Here is an 18,814-nt window from a genome sequence, read left to right on the forward strand (position 1 = left end):
GGTCAGCGGCTCCGGGCCGGCAGCGTGGGCATGCCCAGCGAGACACCGGTCCGGCCAACGCCACCTGCGGCGCCTGGTACGGGCGCACCGCACGAATCGGCCTGCGACCTGTCCCAGGCATCGCCGGCTCGGGACCGGCGCAGGCTGTAGTCCTGCAGTGCGGGGTCCGCGACGAGGTGGAAGGCGGCGGCCTCCGTGATGGTGACAGTGACCAGGTCACCGGGGCGGGGCGGCTCGGCACCTTCCGGCACCGAGAAGTGCACCAGCCGCTGGTCCCGGGACCGGCCGGAGAGCCGGTGGGTTTCTTCAGACTTCCGCCCGGACTGGGCAGTGACCATGACTTCCACCCGGCGTCCCAGCTGCCTGGCGTTTTCTTCGGCAGCAATCCGGTCCTGCAAGGCGGTGAGGCGTTCGAAGCGCTCCTGGACTACGGCTTTGGGCAGCTGATCGGGCAGGTCGGCCGCGGGGGTGCCAGGCCGCTTGGAGTACTGGAACGTGAAGGCGGTGGCGAAACGGGATTTCTCCACCACATCGAGAGTGGCCTGGAAGTCCTCCTCCGTTTCACCGGGGAATCCCACAATGATGTCGGTGGAAATGGCGGCGTGCGGGATCTTTTCCCGGACCTTGTCCAGGATGCCCAGGAACTTGGTGGACCGGTAGGACCGCTTCATGTCTTTCAGGACCTTGTCCGATCCGGACTGCAGCGGCATGTGCAGCTGGGGCATGACGTTGGGGGTCTCGGCCATCGCGTCAATGACGTCGTCCGTGAAGGCGGCGGGGTGCGGGCTGGTGAACCTCACCCTTTCCAGGCCTTCAATGGCACCGCAGGCGCGCAGGAGTTTTGAAAAGGCCTGCCTGTCGCCGAATTCCACGCCATAGGAGTTGACGTTCTGCCCGAGAAGGGTGACTTCGATGGCGCCATCGTCCACAAGCGCCTGGATTTCGGCCAGGATGTCACCGGGGCGGCGGTCTTTTTCCTTGCCGCGCAGGGCCGGGACGATACAGAACGTGCAGGTATTGTTGCAGCCCACCGAAATGGAGACCCACCCGGAGTAGACCGAGTCCCGCTTGGTGGGCAGCGTGGAGGGGAAAACGTCGAGTGATTCCAGGATCTCCAACTGGGCCTCATTGTTGTGCCGGGCCCGGTCCAGCAGCGCCGGAAGCGCACCGACGTTGTGGGTGCCGAACACGGCATCCACCCAAGGGGCTTTCTTGAGGATGGCTTCCCGGTCTTTTTGGGCCAGGCAGCCGCCCACGGCAATCTGCATTCCCGGGTTGGCGGCCTTCACAGGCGCCAGCATGCCCAGGTTCCCGTAGAGCTTGTTGTCCGCGTTCTCCCGGACGGCGCAGGTGTTGAACACCACAACGTCGGCCTGCTCACCCTGGGCCGGTACGTAGCCTGCGGCCTCAAGCATGCCGGCCATCCGCTCCGAATCATGGACATTCATCTGGCAGCCGAAAGTGCGCACCTGATACGTGCGCGGCTGCGGCACACCTGTAACTTGCAGTGCGCCAGAGGCTGCGGAGGGGACGGTGCCGGATGCGGGGGAAGGAATGGTCAAACTCACCTGTTAAGGGTACCGGCTCAGCGGAGGCACCGCCCCGGCAGCCTAGAGGCCCGGCTCGTAGTCGTCCTGGATGGCCCGGTGGCCACCCAGCCGTTCGTCGATGACCTCACCTACCACCCTGAATGCCTGGGCGGGCTGGTAGCCCTTTCGGGCGAGCATGGAGGCGAGGCGGCGCGTCATCTTGTCCCGCTCGGCCCGGTCCGACAGGTCCGCGCCGGGCCGGAGCTTACGTTCCACCAGCACGCGGGCGGCCGCTTCCTCGTCCGCGTCGGAGAGTTGCTCCAGCGCGGCAGCAGCGGTGTCCGCGTCGATGCCCTTGTCCGACAACTCGCGGCGGAGTACTCCCTTAGCGAGCCTCCGCGACTGGGACCGGCTGCGGACCCACATGTCGGCGAAGTCGGCGTCGTCAATCAGGCGGACTTCCTCGAACCGGTCCAGGACGGCCTCGGCCACGTCCTCGGGGATGTTCCGTTCCGCAAGCTTGCGGGCCAGCTGGAGCCGGCTTTTCGCCGAACTGGTCAGCTGCCGCAGGACTATGGCGCGGGCGACTGAGGCGGGGTCAGGCTCGGCGTCCGCAGCGACGGATGACTCCGGATCAGGCCCATCCCCGGCAGCGCTGCGCCGGCCGTCCGCGCTCCTACGCCGCCCGCGTCCTGCCCCGGAATCCCACTCACCCATAAATCCGCGCTGCCTGCGAACGCACGGCCCTGTAATCGGTCAACCTTGGAAGCCGTCGACTTTAGAAGCCGTCGACGGCCTTCAGCTTGGGCGAGTCCTTGGTCTCATCCGCAGCGGGCTTGACGCCCACACCCAGCTTCTCCTTGATAAGGCGTTCCAGCTCGGCGGCCAGTTCGGGGTTGTCGCGCAGGAAGCGGCGGGAGTTCTCCATGCCCTGGCCCAGCTGGTCGCCGTCGTAGGTGAACCATGAACCGGACTTCTTGATGATGCCGTGCTCAACGCCCATGTCGATGATGCCGCCCTCGCGGGAAATGCCCTGGCCATAGATGATGTCGAACTCGGCGATCTTGAAGGGCGGCGCCATCTTGTTCTTGACGATCTTGGCCTTGGTGCGGTTACCGACAGAGTCGGCGCCTTCCTTAAGCGTCTGGATCCGGCGAACGTCGATGCGGATGGAGGCGTAGAACTTCAGCGCCTTACCACCGGTGGTGGTCTCCGGGGAGCCGAAGAACACGCCGATCTTTTCACGGAGCTGGTTGATGAAGATTGCGGTGGTCTTGGTTTGGCTCAGCCGGCCGGTAATCTTACGCAGCGCCTGGCTCATCAGGCGGGCCTGCAGGCCAACGTGGCTGTCGCCCATGTCACCCTCGATTTCAGCACGCGGCACCAGGGCGGCAACGGAGTCGATGACGATGACGTCCAGCGACCCGGAGCCGATCAGCATGTCCATGATTTCCAGGGCCTGCTCACCGGTGTCAGGCTGGGAGACCAGGAGGGCGTCAGTATCAACACCCAGTTTGGCAGCGTATTCCGGGTCCAGGGCGTGCTCGGCATCGATAAACGCGGCGATGCCGCCCAGCCGCTGGGCGTTGGCAACTGCGTGCAGCGCGACAGTGGTTTTACCTGACGATTCCGGGCCATAGATCTCTACGACGCGGCCGCGGGGCAGGCCGCCAATTCCCAGGGCCACGTCCAGTGCGATGGAGCCGGTGGGGATGACCTCGATGGGGGCACGGACTTCGTCCCCCAGGCGCATGACCGATCCTTTGCCGAACTGCTTGTCAATCTGGGCCAGCGCTGCTTCCAACGCTTTTTCACGATCCGGGGCTGCCGCCATGGTTCACACCTCTAATGCTTTCTCGCTTTGGAGTGGCCTCAGGGGCCTTTATTGGTCATCTCTGACGCTAATGGCACCCTCCGACATTCAGGACGGGCACCATCGCGTATGTGGATAACCCACTACAAAAAGCATAGCTTTACCCGAACAGATATTCGAACAGATCCGACGGCGTGTCAGCCGCAGGGAGTTACAGGGGCCAGCCGGAAGAGTCTAGTCGCGGGGCTTGACGTCACGGCCCAGGCGCCGCTCCGGCGGCACGTCCTGCACCTCGCACATGGCCAGCCAGACGTCGCGGGGGCTCACGCCAGAACCTAGTGCTTGGTCTCCAGTGCGTCCCCCCACACCGGCCAGGACCAGGGTGCTGCTCAGGACCCGGGAGTAGCCTGCCCCGAATTCGTCGTCCATAAGCCGCCAATAGTCACTGATCCGCACCAATAGAGTCTCTCATGATCCCGGACCCTAGACTTGTTGCCATGAGCAACCCTGCCGATGGCCGTCCCATGGAAGCACCTGCTGATGCAGGCGCTCCTGACACTGGTGCCCGCGGCGACACCCTTGACGAATCGCTCAACACGGTCGAACAGCAGATCAGCCTCTTTTGGCGCCGCGCCCGGTCCGTTTCACACCAGCTCTCCCGCCAGGTCCATCCGGACATGGAGCCGGCGGCCTACGGCCTGCTGGCGGTCATCCGCCGTGAGGGTCCCATCCGTTTGACCGACCTCGCCCAGAACATCGGCGTGGGCAAGCCGTCAGTCAGCCGCCAAATCGCTTTCCTGGAAAGCATCGGACTGGTGTCAAAGGAAGCTGATCCCCTGGACGGACGGGCACAGTCGATCCGACTTACCGAAAAGGGTGAGGAGAAGATGCACCAGGTCCAGGACGCACGCCGGCGGGACTTCCGTGAGCGCTTGGGGGAATGGCCGGAGGAGGAACTGCAGACGCTCGCCGAATACATGGCCAAGCTCAACTCAATCTTTGACCTGGACGTCCTCGGCAAGGAGGCAGCCACCCGGGGCGGCGCGACGAACCGGCCGGACAACGGCACAAGGTAGCTGCACACGATGAAGCCTCCGGCCGCTGGCCGGAGGCTTCATCTTCAATGCGTCAAACCCCTGCGGGCCGGCTTACCGTGCGCCGGAAAGGAGGCCCTTGGAGAGTTCGTTGCTAAGTTCAGCATTCAGGTCGCGGTCAAGATCGCGGCCATAGCGCTGCGAGAATTCCTGGGGAACGGTGTCTGGAACGGCAACACCCTCGGCGACGGCTACGCGGTCGCTGACTTCCCGGAGCATGATGGACAACGGCACGTCCAAGGCCGAGCAGATCGACGACAGGAGCTCTGACGAGGCTTCCTTCTGGCCCCGCTCCACTTCGCTGAGGTAGCCCAGGGATACGCGGGCACTGTGCGATACTTCGCGGAGCGTACGCCCCTGGCGCTGGCGGACATCGCGCAGGACATCACCTATTTCATGGCGAAGTACAACCATTTTGCGCTCCTTCTGTTCGCTCTTAGCCTGATCGGCGAGGCCCACATCCTTCCAGCGGACAACGCCGTTTACGGATACGGGCTGCTTTACCATCTGTATCGCCTTGCTCCTTCATCTGTCCGGTTCACCATGGGAAACCGGAGTTGTTATTCATCCTAGGCGCCTCAGCTCTGCCAAAGCGACACATTGTAATAACTAATAGGTCCGGGGATTTGTTCCCGGCAACTTTACGCCCGGTAGCTTCAGGGGGAATGAGCCTGGGACGACAGGACGGTAAGCAGCCTTTCCAGGGCTGCGCCGCACGCTTGCCCGCGGATATCGGCACGGTTCCCGGTGAAACTGTATTGGAAGGCGGCGGCCCCTTCGGCGGTTGCTACACCGATGAAGACAGTGCCCACCGCTTTGCCGTCGTGTTCCTCGGGGCCGGCGACACCTGTGGTGGCTACGCCGATGTCCGCGTCCAAAGCCGTCCGGACACCCGTGGCCATGGCCGCAGCGACGTCGCCGTCCACCGAGCCGACGGCCGCCAGCAGCTCAGCCGAAACACCCAGGACATCAACTTTCACGGAGTTCTGGTAGGCCACCACCCCGCCTTGCAGCATGCCCGAGGCCCCGGCAGTATCGGCCAGGACGGCGGTGACCATCCCCGCAGTAAGTGACTCCGCGGCGGCAACCGTGCGGCCTGTGTCCAGCGCATTCCGGACTGCCTGTTCCGCCAGATGGTGAAGATTTGTCACGTCAGCTCCTAGGTGCCAAGCGTTGAGTTTCGGGACCGCTTTCCCTGCGCCCGCAGCCGCAGGGCTTCCACGACGTACTCGACGCCGGTCCATACCGTGATGAGTACAGCCACCATCATGACCGCGAAAGCCACCCAGACCAGCCATGGTGCCAGCGCGCCCAGCGGCAGCAGATACAGGAAGATTGCGGCAGTCTGCACCACGGTCTTGAGCTTGCCGCCGCGCGATGCCGGGATGACGCCGTAGCGGATGACAAAGAAGCGAAGTGCGGTGATACCCCATTCCCGGACAAGGATCACGATGGTGACCCACCAAGGCAGCTCACCGAGTAGGCACAACATAACGAGCGCAGAGCCGATCAGCAGCTTGTCCGCGATGGGATCGGCGATCTTGCCAAAATTGGTGACGAGCCCGCGGCTCCTGGCGATGTCGCCGTCGAGCTTATCCGTGTAGATTGCGACGGCAAACGCCAGCACCGCCACCCAGCGCCACGGACCCGACTCGCTGCGCAGCCCGGGGGCATCGAGGAGGAGGAACCAGACGAAGAACGGCACGAGGGCGATCCGCAGCATGGTCAGGATGTTTGGCAGATTCCAGATCCCGGGGCTGCTGGAGCCGGCGGCAGTTGCTTCGGTGCTAGTCACCCTTCTAGGCTACCGTCCGGTGAGTGACCAGGCGTCTTCGGAGCCGTCTTCGTCGTCGCCATTGGAGCTCGTGTCTGCTCCGTCGAAGTATTCGACCGACTGGCTGCGCTGGTCAAGGTCGGCCTGGACGAGGTCCTCAGCGTAACCGCCCTGGGCGATGTTGGCGTTGGCGTTTTCGCTGAGGGCGGCGGTCTGGGAATCCGCAACAACCGGCGCGTCCTGACCCTTCATGGCTGCCAGCACGGCAGCAAGATCGTCCGGTTTGACCAGGACGTCGCGTGCCTTGGAACCTTCCGAGGGGCCAACCACTCCCCTGGACTCCAGCAGGTCCATGAGCCTGCCAGCCTTGGCGAAGCCGACGCGGAGCTTGCGCTGCAGCATCGAGGTGGACCCGAACTGGGTGGTGACCACGAGTTCGGTGGCCTGCAGCAGTACGTCGAGATCGTCCCCGATGTCGTCGTCGATCTGCTTCTTCTGCGCCTCGGGTGCCACGTCATCGCGGTAGACGGCCTTCAGCTGGCCCTTGACGTGTTCCACCACCTTGTGGATTTCCGACTCGGTGACCCAGGCGCCCTGGACGCGCATGGCTTTGGAGGCGCCCATGGGCAGGAACAGGGCATCACCCTGGCCGATGAGTTTCTCCGCGCCGGGCTGGTCGAGGACCACACGTGAGTCGGTGACCGAGGACGTGGCGAATGCCATGCGGGATGGCACGTTGGCCTTGATCAGGCCGGTAACAACGTCAACGGAGGGCCGCTGGGTTGCCAGTACGAGGTGGATGCCGGCCGCACGGGCCAGCTGCGTGATGCGGACAATCGAATCTTCCACATCGCGGGGGGCCACCATCATCAGGTCAGCGAGCTCGTCCACGATGACCAGCAGGTAAGGGTACGGCCGGATGACCCGTTTGGAGTCGACCGGCGGCTGGACCTTGCCGGCGCGGACCGCCTTGTTGAAGTCGTCAATGTGTTTGAACCCGTAGTTGGCGAGGTCGTCGTAGCGGGCGTCCATTTCGCGGACCACCCACTGCAGGGCCTCGGCGGCCTTCTTCGGGTTGGTGATGATGGGCGTGATCAGGTGCGGCACGCCCTCGTAGGCCGTCAGTTCCACACGCTTGGGGTCTACCATGACCATCCGGACTTCATCGGGCGTGGCCCGCATCAGGATGGACGTGATCATGGAGTTCACGAAGGACGATTTACCGGCGCCGGTGGCACCGGCCACGAGCAGGTGGGGCATTTTGGCGAGGTTCGCCACGACGTAGCCACCTTCGACGTCCTTGCCCACGCCCATCACCATGGGGTGCTCGGTCCGGCGCGCGTTCTGGCTTCGCAGGACGTCACCCAGGGAGACCGTCTCGCGGTCGGAGTTGGGGATCTCGATGCCGATGGCGGACTTGCCGGGAATGGGGCTCAAAATCCGGACGTCGCTGGAGGCCACCGCGTAGGAAATGTTCTTGGACAGGGCGGTGACCCGCTCCACCTTCGTGCCCGGGGACAGCTCGATTTCGTACCGCGTCACAGTGGGCCCGCGGCTGAAGCCGGTGACCTGTGCTTCCACGTTGAACTGATTGAGCGTTTCGGTCAGGGAAGCAACAATCGCGTCGTTGGCCTCGGTCCGCTCCTTCGGGATGGATCCAGGGGTCAGAACGTCCGACGGCGGCAGGGTGTAGGTAACGTCGCCGGCGAGTGAGAGTTGCTCGGTCCGCTGCGGGATGGGTGTGGGCAGCGGCACGGGGGTGACGGGTTTGGCCGGCACCTGCGGGACGGCGGCGGGCGCAGGGTTGAGCGAGCCTGCGGCCACCATGCCAGGGGTAACAAGCGGAATGGCCTCGGTGGCGTTCTCCGCGGGGCTGTGGCCTGCACTTCCGAGGCCTTGGGCAGCCTTGATCTTTTCGACGGCGATTTCCGCCTGCGTGGGGCGGCGCACCCCGGGGGCAGGGCGGGCTCCGCGGCTTGGTTTGCCGCCGTCAGCTTCCTCGTCATCGATGACCGCATGCTCGAAGGCTTCGTCACCGACATAGCCTTCCAGCCCGGCGTCGGCGTCCTCGTCCCTGCCGAAGAAGCGCCGCTTCTTCTTTTTCGGGGCCTCCGCGGCGCGGGTTTCCTCGAGGTAGCTGCGGTCGTGGCGGTCACTGGCGTCGCCTGGCTCCTGCAGGTCAATGCCCATCAGGTGTTCGTAGGCCGAGTGGAGCCGGCGCGGAATGGCCCCGAAGGGTGTGGCAGTGATGATCAGCAGTGAGATGAAGGCGAGGGCGCCGTACAGCACCAGGGGCACCACGGGGTGGATGGCGGCAAGCGGCGACGCGGCCAGGAAGCCGAGCATGCCGCCTGCCTGGCGGAGGCCGTCGAAGCCCTCGGCGACGGTGGGCTGGCCGCCCAGGACGTGCGCGAGGCCGCAGCCCGCGAACGTCATGATGAGGAAGCCGATCCCTACGCGGTTGTTTCCGCGGCCGTCGTCGGGCTGCCTGAACAGCCGGAACGCACAGGCAAAGAGCATCAGCGGCAATACCAGCGACACCCAGCCGAAGGTGCCGTTGATCACACTGTAGACGGTGTCCGGGAACCAGCCCGTCAGCCCCCACCACGCGAAGGTGGCGATGAAGACGCCCAGCGCGAGGTTGAACAGGGCAGCACCGTCGCGGCGCTCCTCCGCCGGCAGGTCACTGACGTCCGAACCGATTCTGCGGACTCCCCCGCCCACCAGGTGCCCTACGCCCAGCCATGCGCCACCCACCACACGCAGGAGCCAGGGTTGCCGCTGCTCGACGGCGGGAAGCTGGCGCGTGCGCGCGGCGCCGGTGGAGGATCCCGACCTTCCGCTGGCGCCGCCGCCTTTGGACGCTGCTGAGCCGGCTCCGCGGCCCGCGGAGCTGCCGGATTTGGCGTTGTTCGCGCCTCTGGCGGTGCCTTTGGGCGCGGGGGTAGTACGAGTGGCCATACGTGCCACGGTACCGGAACTGGTCCGGTATTCCGCGGATTTCCGGCTGATCCGGGGCTTCCATGTTGCCGGTCCGAGCCCGCTCCACTATGTCCCGGGACAGCGAAAAGGCCCGGTTCCGAAGAACCGGGCCTTTCAGCTCCCCTCAGAGCAGGGCTGACAGGCTGGTTACGCCTCCAGGACCACCGGGATGATCATGGGCTTGCGGCGGAGCTTGCGGTTGACCCACGTGCCCACCACGCGCCGGACAACCTGCTGGAGCTGGTGCGTGGTGTGGTCCGTGCGGTTGAGCACAGCTTCTTCCAGGGCGGCGTTGATCTTCGGGATGATCTCATCGAAGACTGAATCGTCCTCGGCCACACCGCGGGCGTGGATCTCCGGTCCCGAGACCACCTTGCCGGTGGCGCGGTGGATGACCGTGATGATGGAGATGAAGCCTTCATCACCGAGCGTCTGGCGGTCCTTGAGGTCAGCTTCCGTGACCTCACCGACGCTGGAGCCATCCACGTAGACAAAGCCCACTTCGACCTGGCCCACCACGTCGGCGCGGTGATCCTTGAGGTCGATGACGGTGCCGTTGTCGGCAAGGATGACACTCGCGGTGGGAACGCCGGACTCGATGGCGATTTTGCCGTTGGCGATCAGGTGCCGGGTCTCGCCGTGCACGGGCATGGCGTTGAGCGGCTCAAGGATGTTGTAGCAGTACAGCAGTTCGCCGGCGGCTGCGTGTCCCGAGACGTGGACCTTGGCGTTGCCCTTGTGGATGACGTCCGCGCCCAGTTTCAGCAGGCCGTTGATGATCCGGAACACGGCGTTCTCGTTGCCCGGGATCAGGCTGGACGCCAGGATCACGGTATCGCCGTCGCCCACCACCACACGGTGGTCACCGTTGGCCATGCGGGAAAGCGCTGCCATCGGTTCGCCCTGTGACCCGGTGGACATCAGCACCACGCGGTTGTCCGGCAGGTTGTCGATGTTCTTGATATCCACGAGGAGGCCATCGGGGACGTCGAGGTAGCCGAGTTTTGCGGCAATGGCCATGTTGCGGACCATGGAGCGGCCTACAAAGGCCACCTTGCGGTTGTGCTTGGCCGCTGCGTCAAGGACCTGCTGGACGCGGTGGACGTGCGAGGAGAAGGACGCCACAATGATGCGCTTGCTGGCCTGGCCGAAGAGCCGTTCCAGCGTTGGGCCGATTTCCTTCTCGGCGGTGGTGAAGCCCGGGACGTCGGCGTTGGTGGAATCGGACATAAAGAGGTCAACGCCCTCTTCACCCAGTTTGGCGAAGTGSCGGAGGTCGGTGATCCGGCCGTCCAGGGGCAGCTGGTCCATCTTGAAGTCGCCCGTGTGCAGGACGGTACCGCCGGCCGTGCGGATGAACACTGCCAAAGCGTCGGGGATGGAGTGGTTGACGGCAACAAACTCGCACTCGAAGGGGCCAAACTTTTCGACCTGGCCCTCTTCAACGGTCATGGTGTACGGACGGATCCGGTGTTCCTGCAGCTTGGCCTCGATGAGCGCCAGCGTCAGCTGTGAGCCAACCAGGGGGATGTCGGCGCGAAGCCTCAGGAGGTAGGGAACGGCGCCGATGTGGTCCTCGTGGCCGTGGGTAAGGACAACGGCCACGATGTCGTCGAGACGGTTCTCGATGTAGGAGAAATCGGGCAGGATCAGGTCAACGCCGGGCTGGGTCTCCTCCGGGAAGAGGACACCGCAGTCCACGATGAGCAGTTTGCCGTCGATTTCGAACACGGCCATGTTCCGGCCGATCTCCCCCAGTCCGCCCAACGGAACGATCCGAAGGGTGCCTTGCGGCAGGCGTGGGGGCGTGACAAGGCCGGGAAGGGCGGTTTGGGTCATAGTGCACTACTTTCCAGGCGGAAGGGCGCTGGTCTTAGCCCTCAGGGAAAGACCAGCCCCGCTTCCGCCAAATCCTCGCGGATGGATACGATCTCGGCTTCGTCCGGCTCCACGAGGGGCAAACGGACAATCGAGTTGGGCAGGACTCCCTGCCATTTAAGAATTTGTTTGGCTGCAACGGCTCCCTGGACGCGGGTCATCGTTGCCCTCACCACGGGCAGCAGCTCGAAGTTGATCTTACGCGCGGTTTCGAGGTCGTTCGCGTTGATGGCGTCGATCAGTTCGCGGAACCGGCGCGTTGCGATGTGGGTTGTGACACCCACCAGTCCGACGGCGCCCAAGGACATCCACGGAAGGGTCAGTCCGTCGTCGCCGGAGTAGAAGTACAGGTCCGTCTCTGCCATCACCCGGCTGGCCGCCATGAAATCGGCTTTGGCATCCTTGACGGCGACAATGTTCGGGTGCTGCGCCAGGCTGATCATGGTTTCGGGTTCGATCGCGATGGAGGAGCGGCCCGGAATGTCATAGAGCATTACGGGCACGTCGGTTGCGGACGCGACGGTCTCGAAGTGTGCGCGGACGCCTGCCTGGCTGGGCTTGTTGTAGTACGGCGTGACGAGCAGCAGGCCGTCGACGCCGAGCGCTGCCGCCTGCTGGGAAAGGTGCACCGAGTGTGCGGTGTCGTTTGTCCCGGTGCCGGCGATGATGGCGGCACGGTCTCCCACGGCCTCCTTGACGGCGCGGAACATGCCAAGGTTTTCTTCATCCGAAAGGGTGGATGTTTCGCCGGTGGTCCCCGTGACGACCAGGCCGTCGCAGCCATCGTCCACAAGCTTGATAGCCAGTTCGGCCGCCTGCTTGTAGTCCACGGCGCCATCCTTGGTGAAGGGCGTGACCATGGCGGTCAGGAGCGTACCAAGGGCAGGAGCGGTGGCGGATGTGTGAGGCATGGAAAAAACGTTACCCTGTCCGCCACCGGTTAGGACAATGGCGGCGGGGTGATAAGCGTCAAATAGCTGCCGGCGTCAGCGGAATTTGCGCAAAGCACCTCGCTGCAGGACCGCGGTGATGACCTCGGTGCCGGTTCCGGCCGCGTGCTCCATCCGGTGGCCATCAGGCCCCCAGAATCCGCTGAGTCCGCAGGAAAGGCCCAACGGCGTGGCTCCGCCCATGTTCGCCAGGACGCCAAACATCCGGTTGTCCATGGCCGCGGCCCCAAGGTGCAGTGCAAGCCGCCGCCCCTCCTCCGCCGTGTAGACCGCCGACACCGCATAGATGTCAGCGCCGGCCAGTGCCGCCTCGGTGGAGTGGGCGGGAACCGAAGCATCCGCGCAGATAGCCAGCGCCACCTGCCAGCCGTCCAACTCGAGGTGGAGCGCACTGTCTCCTGCGGCGAAGAGGTCCTTTTCCGCTCCGCGAAGGTGGGCCTTGAATCCGAAATCGGTGGCACCGCCCGGGTGGACGGCAACGCTCGCCAGCCGAGGCGTACCGTCAGGCTCCCGGTAGGCGGCCCCTGCCACGGCAGTGATGCCGGTCCTGCGGCAGATTTCGTGGAGGTCACCCAGCCGCGGATCATCCGGCCTAAGCCACGCCTCATCAGCAGGCAGCAACGCCAAGTTGTAGCCGGTCAACGACATTTCCGGGAAGATCACCAGCCTCGCGCCGTGGGAATCGGCGTCTTCGATCAGCCGGATGTGTTCCTCGACATTCGGCATGATCCCGCCGTCCAGCGCCTGGTACTGGATGGCGGATACTGTCAGGGCGTCGGTCACCCCTTCATCCTAGGCAACCACCCTGCAGCCGCGCACCAGGCACCCTGGCATCCTGCACCTCGCCCGGCCGGCAATATCTTTGCACTGCCGCCTCCCGCAATCCTTCGGCCCAGGCCGCCAGGCGCTGGGCGGACCGGACGTAGTGGAACAGTTCGGTGGGCGTGAGCGCATCAAGGTCAGTCTCGGCCAACCGGCGCGCCAGTTCGGCTCCCGGCGGCTGCGCGGTCAGGGCAATGCCCTCCTGCTGCCACTGGATGTCCTCCGCGGACCGTCCCGCCACAAGCTGGCGGAAGAGGAAGTCGACCACCCCCGGGCTCATGGCCCTCATCAGTCCCGCCGGCTGCACCGCGGCAGTGGTGTCAGGTGCGGGCCGCAGGTGGCCCCCAGCGGCTGGAGGTTCCGGGAACTGCTGCGGCTCGAATGGGGTGTGCATAATGCTCATGCTATTCGAACATATATTCGAACACAAGTGGCTGTTGGGTGGTTTTTCAACCAGCCGGGCGTGCTGGCGACATGTTGACTGGGGCCGGGCGGATCCGTGTGAGACCATCGCCTCATGACGTCCCGAGCCACAGCAAGACCCTCGCGGGCGCCCCGAACCGCTTCCCCCGCCGGCCGTCTCCGCGGTATCGATGCAGCCAGGGGGCTCGCGCTCCTGGGCATGATGGCCACGCATCTGCTGCCGACGTTCGAGGCCAATGCAGACCTGACACCCACCTGGATCGGCCTGACGTTCTCGGGCCGGGCGGCTGCCCTGTTCGCCGTGCTGGCGGGCGTCGGACTGGCGCTTTCAACCGGCAAGCAAGTGCCGCCGGAAGGAACCGCCCTCAGCGCTGCCCGCCGCGGCGTCGCCCTGCGCGCACTGGTGATTGCCGCCGTCGGACTGTCCCTGGGCGGGTTGGAAGTCAACCTTGCCATCATCCTGGTCCACTACGCCCTGCTGTTTCTGTGCGTCCTGCCTTTCCTTGGACTGAAGCTGAAAGCGCTCTGCGCGTGGGCCCTCGCGTGGATCGTGCTTTCACCGGTGCTCGCCTATCTTCTCCGCCCTTGGCTCATGGCGGCGAACCCGCCCCTGCACCTGGGGCACAACCCGTCATGGGAGGACCTGTCAACGCCCCTCCCCCTGGTGGGCGACCTGTTCCTGACCGGCTACTACCCTGCCTTCCAATGGTTGGCCTATCTGCTGGTTGGCCTGGTGATTGGCCGGCTGTCACTCACCAAGGCGATGGTTCCGGTCCTGCTGCTGACCGGCGGCACAGCGGTGGCCGCACTGGCCAAGGCCCTCGGCACTGCCGCCATGGAGACCTGGGGTGGCCGGGCGGCGCTGGAGCAGGTGCTGAACGCCCCGGGCTACCCGCTCGGTAGCGTGCTCCAGGTCAACCTCACCGGAATACGGCAGGAAGGATCGTGGTGGTGGCTGGCGTCCGCCGCACCGCATTCCGCCACACCGCTGGACCTGGCGCACACCTCAGGGGTGGCCGCAGCGGTGGTGGGCGCATGCCTCCTGCTCGGCAGGCTGGCTGACTGGCTGGACCTGGACCTGTTGCTGCCGCTGCGCGGGGCCGGCGCCATGACACTGACCCTCTACTCGGCGCACGTCTGGGTGGTGTCCGGGTTCTACCTCAAGCCCCTGCCGGCCGGCTGGACGGAGGATGGCATGTTCTTCGCGCACGCCGCCATAGCGGTCATCGCAGGCACGGTGTTTGTGCTGTTGAAATGGCGTGGGCCGCTGGAGTACCTGGGCCACGCCGCCAATCAGCTTGGCCGCAGCGGACGGATCGGTCCGGGCTAGGAGGCCCGCGATGAGCGGACGTCCTCAGGGCCGTGTGAGCCTGCCGCCGTCAGTTGGAAAAGCCAGTGCGGTTCGCCCTCAACTGGCCGGAACGTTGCCGTGGAAGAGGCGGCCGGCGTCCCGCATGGAGGCCCGGGCGCGTTTCCGGTCCCCGGCGGCGTCGTAAGCGCAGCTCAGGCGGAACCAGGAGCGCCAGTCCTCGGGCGCCGCTTCAGCCTCGGCCCGGTACTTCTCGAATTCCTGATCAGCCGCTGCCCGGATGATCCGGCCCGCGGGAGTCCGCGGGAGGTTGTCTACGGGCAGCCCGCCCTCGGCTTCCAGGATCCGGGCCATCTTTTCCGTGCGGGCCCCGAACATCAGTTCCCGGATGAGGGCCCAGGCGCCGACGATCGGCAGCACCAGGTACGCGGCGCCGATGGCTTTGGCCGCAAGGTTGTTGTCCGTGAGCAGCAAAATCGAGCGCTGGAACGACACAACGAGATAGAAGACCAGCAGTAGCGTGACGGCACCCACCCAGATCTTGGTGCGGTTCTTCCGGAACGCGGCGAGGAAAGCGCCCACGGCCTAGAGTCCCAGGTCCAGGTAGCCGTCCAGGCCGACGGTCAGCCCCGGGTTGGCCGCGACCTTGCGGATGCCCAGGAGCACACCTGGCATGAAGGAGGCACGGTCAAAGGAGTCGTGCCGCAAGGTCAGTTGCTCGCCCGGACCGCCGAGCAGGACTTCCTGGTGTGCCACGAGTCCGCGAAGCCTGACGCTGTGGACGCGCACTCCGTCCACGTCGCAGCCCCGGGCGCCGGCGAGTTCACTGGTGGTTGCGTCAGGGCTGGCCGGCACGTGTGCGGCTGCGCGTTCCGCGGCGATGAGCTGGGCGGTCCGGACGGCGGTTCCCGAGGGTGCATCCACCTTGTCCGGGTGGTGCAGTTCGACTATTTCCACGGATTCAAAGTACTTGGCGGCCTTGGCGGCGAACGCCGAGGCGAGCACCGAACCGAGGGCAAAATTGGGGGCGATCAACACACCGGTTTCGGGGTGCTCCGCGAGAAGGGCCTCGAGGGCAGCGAGCCGGGTGGCATCCCACCCGGTGGTTCCCACCACGGCGTGCATGCCGTGCTCGACGGCGTAGCGTACGTTCGCTTCGGTGCTCTCGGGAACGGTGAGGTCCACGACGAATTCGGCTCCGGCGTCTGCCAGCTGATCCAGCGAATCGCCGCGCCCCAGGGCGGCTACAAGCGTCATATCGGCGGCGGCTTCAACGGCCTTGACGGCTTCGGCGCCCATGCGCCCATTGGCGCCAAGGACAGCCACACGGCTGGGGGCGGGGTGTTGTTCGGTCATGCCGTTAACCCTACCGTCGGGCCGGGTACTGGACGGAACCCGCAGACGTGCGTTACCTCGCCTGCCAGCGTCGGGCGGGAGCGGCAGGCGGGAGCGGCCAGCGGAACCGAGGGCGGTGCACCGACAGCACGTTGCCCGCCGCAGTCAGCTGCCTGCGCCCACCCATTCGACGGCGCCGTCAGTGAAGAACTGCTCCTTCCAGATGGGAACCTGTTCCTTGATCCTGTCCACCAGCTCGGAGCACACGGCGAAGGCCTCGCCCCGGTGCGCGGCGGAGACGGCGCATACCAGCGCGGGGTCACCTATTTCCAGTAAGCCGATGCGGTGAGCGGCCCAGATCCGCACAGGCTGCGCGCCGGACGAACCCTCAGAACGCTCTGCGACGAGGGCAGCGACGACGTCGGCCATCACCTGGTGCGCCGTGGGGTGCGCACTGTAGCTGAGACGCTCGACTGCCTTGCCGCCGTCGTGATTCCTTACCACCCCGCTGAAGCTGACAACGGCGCCGGCGGTGTCCGACTCGACGGCGGCGATGGCCTGCTCCACGGAGATCGGTTCCGCGCTCAATACGGCGTGGACAACGTCAAAAACTGATTCAGTGCCCATTCCGGCCCTCCAACTGGTCGCAAAGGTGCCCGATCACGGGATTCAAAACTGAAAGCCCGTCCATGACGCCCTTTGGCGAACCCGGCAGGTTGACGATGAACGTGCGGCCCGCGGTTCCGGCGTGGCCCCGGCTCAGCGCGGCAAGCGGAGTTTTGGCCGCCCCGGCGCGCCTGATGGCCTCCATGATGCCCGGGATCTCACGGTCCAGCAGGGGCAGCGTCACGTCCGGGGTCCGGTCGTCGGGGCTGAGTCCGGTCCCGCCGCTGGTGATAACGACGGCGGGGTGCTGGGTCAGGAGCGCGCGGATGGCCGCGCCTACCGGTTCGCCATCCGGGACCACCATGGCGGGATAGGCCTCGAAGCCGTGTTCGGTCAGCCAATCGATGATCACGGGGCCGGTCTCATCCTCGTAAATACCGGCCGCGGCCCGGGTGGAGGCAATGACAACCCCTGCCTTCCGGCCCTGCACCTCGCCGTGTGTGTGGTTCCCGTGGGTGTGCGGCTCAGGCAGGAAAGTGTCCTCGGTAGTTCCGCTCATAGTGTCCAGTCCCCGCTCTTTCCGCCGCTTTTCGCCAGCACCTTGATGTCGGTCAGTACTGCGTGCTTGTCGACGGCCTTGATCATGTCGTAAACGCTGAGGGCCGCCACGGACGCCGCTGTGAGCGCCTCCATTTCGACTCCGGTGACCCCGCGGGTCTTCACCGTGGCAAGGATGTCCACGGACTTCGCCCCCAGCTCAAAGTCGACGGTGACTTTGGAGAGCGGCAGCGGATGGCACAGTGGGATGAGCTCCGGCGTTTTCTTGGCAGCCATGATCCCTGCGACGCGCGCCACCGCCAGGGCGTCGCCTTTGGGCAGGCCGCCGGAGCCGAGCAGGCCCAGCACTTCGCCTGTTGTGCGGACGGTGGCGGTGGCGGTGGCTTCCCGGGTGGTTTCGGCCTTGTTCGAAACGTCCACCATCTGGGCGCTGCCATCCTGGCGCAGGTGGGTCAGTGCCGGCGGGGCTTGTTCTTGAGTCACAGCATCCATACTTCCACCTCGTCGCCCTCGGCGAGCGCCGAGACTCCAGCCGGAACATGAACGAGGGCGTTGGAGCCGGCGAGGGCATGCATAAGGTGGGAGCTTTCGCCCCCTTCCAGGCGGACAGTGCCGTCAGCCCGGTAGCTTCCGCGCCTGACCTGGTGTTTGTGTTCCGGAGATGTCAGGCCGTGGGCCAGATGTGCGCGGATGGCGGTCCGGGGAGGGGGCGAGCCGAACATTCCGGACAGCACCGGCCGCAGGAACATCTCGAAAGACACCAGGCAGCTCACGGGGTTGCCTGGAAATCCCAGGAAGGGTACGCCGTCGAAGACGCCGATCCCCTGCGGGCCGCCAGGCTGCATGGCTACGTGCACGAACTCGGCGGACTGGCCGTCCATGGCCTGCCGGACCACTTCGTAGGCGCCTTTGCTGACCCCGCCGGTGGTGACAATCAGGTCCACGGACCCGGAATGGCTGCGCAGCAGCGCCCGGAGTTCCTCGGGGCGGTCAGAGGCGATGGCAGTGCGCACCACAGCCAGTCCTGCCTGCCGCAGGGCGCTCTCCAGGAGGGTTCCGTTGGAGTCGTAGATCTTGCCGGCGGACAGCGGCTGGCCCGGCTCAACTACTTCGTCACCGGTGGTGGCCAGCAGGACCGTCACTGTCCGGTGCACGGTCACCTCCCCGAGGCCCAGGGCCGCGAGCAATCCAAGCTGTGCCGGGCCGAGGAACGTTCCGGCGGCCAGCGCCCGCTCCCCCGCTGCAATGTCACTACCGGGGGCGCGCACAAAGGTGCCGGCCGCCGTCGCCGGCAACCACACAGTGCTTGCCACTCCGGGGACAGGAAACCTGTCCGGGACGGCACGCTCTACGGGTACGACGGCGTCAGCACCGTCAGGAATCATGGCGCCGGTCATGATGGGGGCGGCTGTGCCGCGCTTAAGGGCAGCGGGCGTGGCACCTGCCGGAACCGGGTCCACGATCCGCAGCTCCGCGCCGCCGTCGGGCAGGTCTGCACTGTTGATAGCGAAGCCGTCCATTTGGGAGTTCGCGAACGGCGGGAGGCTCAGGGGCGCCGCAATGTCGTGGGCCAGGCCCTTCCCCAGAGCGTCCCGCAGTGCCAGCGTTTCCGTCCTGGCTTCAGTCAGCAGCGGTGCCAGCAGTTCGGCGACGGCAGCGCGGTGCAGGGCAACGGACCTCGACTGGTGAGGGGCGGCGCCGTGCTGGTGTGGAGGGCTGTGCATGGTCCTGCCTTCGATGG

General features: G+C 65.7%; 20 protein-coding genes. 2 read left to right on the forward strand and 18 right to left on the reverse strand.

Annotation, left to right across the window (positions count from 1 at the left end):
• Positions 1-2 precede the first annotated feature (2 nt).
• The 4 genes from miaB to AC1DIM_RS09835 form a co-directional block, all read right to left on the reverse strand.
• A complete protein-coding gene (gene miaB, locus AC1DIM_RS09820; RefSeq protein WP_477710293.1) occupies positions 3-1,568 on the reverse strand; it encodes a tRNA (N6-isopentenyl adenosine(37)-C2)-methylthiotransferase MiaB in 1,566 nt (521 codons plus the stop codon).
• A gap of 42 nt (positions 1,569-1,610) precedes the next feature.
• Positions 1,611-2,246, reverse strand: a complete 636-nt coding sequence (locus AC1DIM_RS09825) for a regulatory protein RecX (protein WP_477710294.1) — start codon at positions 2,244-2,246, stop codon at positions 1,611-1,613.
• A gap of 61 nt (positions 2,247-2,307) precedes the next feature.
• Positions 2,308-3,363 (reverse strand): recombinase RecA, encoded by a 1,056-nt coding sequence (gene recA / locus AC1DIM_RS09830; protein WP_477710295.1) that lies wholly within the window; start codon positions 3,361-3,363, stop codon positions 2,308-2,310.
• A 213-nt stretch (positions 3,364-3,576) separates the two neighbouring features.
• Entirely contained in the window at positions 3,577-3,798 is a 222-nt protein-coding gene (locus tag AC1DIM_RS09835; RefSeq protein ID WP_477710296.1) for a DUF3046 domain-containing protein, read from the reverse strand.
• A gap of 41 nt (positions 3,799-3,839) precedes the next feature.
• Here AC1DIM_RS09835 and AC1DIM_RS09840 point away from each other — a divergent pair, with 41 nt between their 5' ends.
• A complete protein-coding gene (locus AC1DIM_RS09840; RefSeq protein WP_477710297.1) occupies positions 3,840-4,418 on the forward strand; it encodes a MarR family winged helix-turn-helix transcriptional regulator in 579 nt (192 codons plus the stop codon).
• A 72-nt stretch (positions 4,419-4,490) separates the two neighbouring features.
• Here AC1DIM_RS09840 and AC1DIM_RS09845 read toward each other — a convergent pair whose 3' ends face one another.
• From AC1DIM_RS09845 to AC1DIM_RS09880, 8 genes are all read right to left on the reverse strand, one after another.
• A complete protein-coding gene (locus AC1DIM_RS09845; RefSeq protein WP_477710298.1) occupies positions 4,491-4,943 on the reverse strand; it encodes a helix-turn-helix domain-containing protein in 453 nt (150 codons plus the stop codon).
• Positions 4,944-5,092: 149 nt separating this feature from the next.
• Positions 5,093-5,587: a CinA family protein gene (locus tag AC1DIM_RS09850; RefSeq protein WP_477710299.1), complete on the reverse strand. Its 495-nt coding sequence runs from the start codon at positions 5,585-5,587 to the stop codon at positions 5,093-5,095.
• Between the two features lie 8 nt (positions 5,588-5,595).
• A complete protein-coding gene (gene pgsA / locus AC1DIM_RS09855) occupies positions 5,596-6,231 on the reverse strand; it encodes a CDP-diacylglycerol--glycerol-3-phosphate 3-phosphatidyltransferase (protein ID WP_477710300.1) in 636 nt (211 codons plus the stop codon).
• Between the two features lie 9 nt (positions 6,232-6,240).
• Positions 6,241-9,171: an FtsK/SpoIIIE family DNA translocase gene (locus tag AC1DIM_RS09860; protein ID WP_477710301.1), complete on the reverse strand. Its 2,931-nt coding sequence runs from the start codon at positions 9,169-9,171 to the stop codon at positions 6,241-6,243.
• A 168-nt stretch (positions 9,172-9,339) separates the two neighbouring features.
• Entirely contained in the window at positions 9,340-11,031 is a 1,692-nt protein-coding gene (locus AC1DIM_RS09865) for a ribonuclease J (protein ID WP_477710302.1), read from the reverse strand.
• Between the two features lie 41 nt (positions 11,032-11,072).
• Positions 11,073-11,981 carry a 4-hydroxy-tetrahydrodipicolinate synthase gene (gene dapA, locus AC1DIM_RS09870; protein ID WP_477710303.1) on the reverse strand — a complete coding sequence of 303 codons (909 nt, stop codon included), beginning with the start codon at positions 11,979-11,981 and terminating at the stop codon, positions 11,073-11,075.
• Positions 11,982-12,056: 75 nt separating this feature from the next.
• Positions 12,057-12,803, reverse strand: coding sequence for a carbon-nitrogen hydrolase family protein (locus AC1DIM_RS09875; protein ID WP_477710304.1), 747 nt, complete (start codon positions 12,801-12,803; stop codon positions 12,057-12,059).
• A 4-nt stretch (positions 12,804-12,807) separates the two neighbouring features.
• Positions 12,808-13,236 carry a hypothetical protein gene (locus AC1DIM_RS09880; RefSeq protein ID WP_477710305.1) on the reverse strand — a complete coding sequence of 143 codons (429 nt, stop codon included), beginning with the start codon at positions 13,234-13,236 and terminating at the stop codon, positions 12,808-12,810.
• Positions 13,237-13,359: 123 nt separating this feature from the next.
• On the opposite strand from AC1DIM_RS09880, the gene AC1DIM_RS09885 reads away from it, so the two are divergent.
• Positions 13,360-14,595, forward strand: a complete 1,236-nt coding sequence (locus AC1DIM_RS09885; RefSeq protein ID WP_477710306.1) for a heparan-alpha-glucosaminide N-acetyltransferase domain-containing protein — start codon at positions 13,360-13,362, stop codon at positions 14,593-14,595.
• Positions 14,596-14,673: 78 nt separating this feature from the next.
• On the opposite strand, the gene AC1DIM_RS09890 is transcribed toward AC1DIM_RS09885, so the two are convergent.
• The 6 genes from AC1DIM_RS09890 to AC1DIM_RS09915 all read right to left on the reverse strand — a co-directional run bounded on the left by AC1DIM_RS09890 (position 14,674) and on the right by AC1DIM_RS09915 (position 18,797).
• On the reverse strand, positions 14,674-15,156 hold the full coding sequence (locus AC1DIM_RS09890) for a hypothetical protein (protein ID WP_477710307.1): 483 nt from the start codon (positions 15,154-15,156) through the stop codon (positions 14,674-14,676).
• A gap of 3 nt (positions 15,157-15,159) precedes the next feature.
• Positions 15,160-15,930, reverse strand: a complete 771-nt coding sequence (gene dapB, locus AC1DIM_RS09895) for a 4-hydroxy-tetrahydrodipicolinate reductase (protein ID WP_477710308.1) — start codon at positions 15,928-15,930, stop codon at positions 15,160-15,162.
• 144 nt (positions 15,931-16,074) lie between these two features.
• Positions 16,075-16,536 carry a molybdenum cofactor biosynthesis protein MoaE gene (locus tag AC1DIM_RS09900; RefSeq protein WP_477710309.1) on the reverse strand — a complete coding sequence of 154 codons (462 nt, stop codon included), beginning with the start codon at positions 16,534-16,536 and terminating at the stop codon, positions 16,075-16,077.
• Complete coding sequence (locus AC1DIM_RS09905) at positions 16,526-17,074, reverse strand: MogA/MoaB family molybdenum cofactor biosynthesis protein (protein ID WP_477710310.1); 549 nt, start codon at positions 17,072-17,074, stop codon at positions 16,526-16,528. Before AC1DIM_RS09905 ends, AC1DIM_RS09900 begins: the two co-directional genes overlap by 11 nt.
• Positions 17,071-17,565 carry a cyclic pyranopterin monophosphate synthase MoaC gene (gene moaC / locus AC1DIM_RS09910; protein WP_477710311.1) on the reverse strand — a complete coding sequence of 165 codons (495 nt, stop codon included), beginning with the start codon at positions 17,563-17,565 and terminating at the stop codon, positions 17,071-17,073. The genes AC1DIM_RS09905 and moaC overlap by 4 nt, the downstream gene beginning before the upstream one ends.
• On the reverse strand, positions 17,553-18,797 hold the full coding sequence (locus AC1DIM_RS09915; protein ID WP_477710422.1) for a molybdopterin molybdotransferase MoeA: 1,245 nt from the start codon (positions 18,795-18,797) through the stop codon (positions 17,553-17,555). The genes moaC and AC1DIM_RS09915 overlap by 13 nt, the downstream gene beginning before the upstream one ends.
• Positions 18,798-18,814: the final 17 nt, after the last annotated feature.

The sequence above is a fragment of the Pseudarthrobacter sp. 01T43 genome (genome assembly GCF_056398665.1).

Excerpts from the sequence above, each read along its gene's own strand:
- AC1DIM_RS09825 (WP_477710294.1), bottom strand. The coding sequence starts at position 2,246 with ATGGGTGAGTGGGATTCCGGGGCAGGACGCGGGCGGCGTAGGAGCGCG.
- recA (WP_477710295.1), bottom strand. The coding sequence starts at position 3,363 with ATGGCGGCAGCCCCGGATCGTGAAAAAGCGTTGGAAGCAGCGCTGGCC.
- AC1DIM_RS09840 (WP_477710297.1), top strand. The coding sequence starts at position 3,840 with ATGAGCAACCCTGCCGATGGCCGTCCCATGGAAGCACCTGCTGATGCA.
- AC1DIM_RS09845 (WP_477710298.1), bottom strand. The coding sequence starts at position 4,943 with ATGGTAAAGCAGCCCGTATCCGTAAACGGCGTTGTCCGCTGGAAGGAT.
- AC1DIM_RS09860 (WP_477710301.1), bottom strand. The coding sequence starts at position 9,171 with ATGGCCACTCGTACTACCCCCGCGCCCAAAGGCACCGCCAGAGGCGCG.
- dapA (WP_477710303.1), bottom strand. The coding sequence starts at position 11,981 with ATGCCTCACACATCCGCCACCGCTCCTGCCCTTGGTACGCTCCTGACC.
- AC1DIM_RS09880 (WP_477710305.1), bottom strand. The coding sequence starts at position 13,236 with ATGCACACCCCATTCGAGCCGCAGCAGTTCCCGGAACCTCCAGCCGCT.
- AC1DIM_RS09885 (WP_477710306.1), top strand. The coding sequence starts at position 13,360 with ATGACGTCCCGAGCCACAGCAAGACCCTCGCGGGCGCCCCGAACCGCT.
- dapB (WP_477710308.1), bottom strand. The coding sequence starts at position 15,930 with ATGACCGAACAACACCCCGCCCCCAGCCGTGTGGCTGTCCTTGGCGCC.
- AC1DIM_RS09900 (WP_477710309.1), bottom strand. The coding sequence starts at position 16,536 with ATGGGCACTGAATCAGTTTTTGACGTTGTCCACGCCGTATTGAGCGCG.
- AC1DIM_RS09905 (WP_477710310.1), bottom strand. The coding sequence starts at position 17,074 with ATGAGCGGAACTACCGAGGACACTTTCCTGCCTGAGCCGCACACCCAC.
- moaC (WP_477710311.1), bottom strand. The coding sequence starts at position 17,565 with ATGGATGCTGTGACTCAAGAACAAGCCCCGCCGGCACTGACCCACCTG.
- AC1DIM_RS09915 (WP_477710422.1), bottom strand. The coding sequence starts at position 18,797 with ATGCACAGCCCTCCACACCAGCACGGCGCCGCCCCTCACCAGTCGAGG.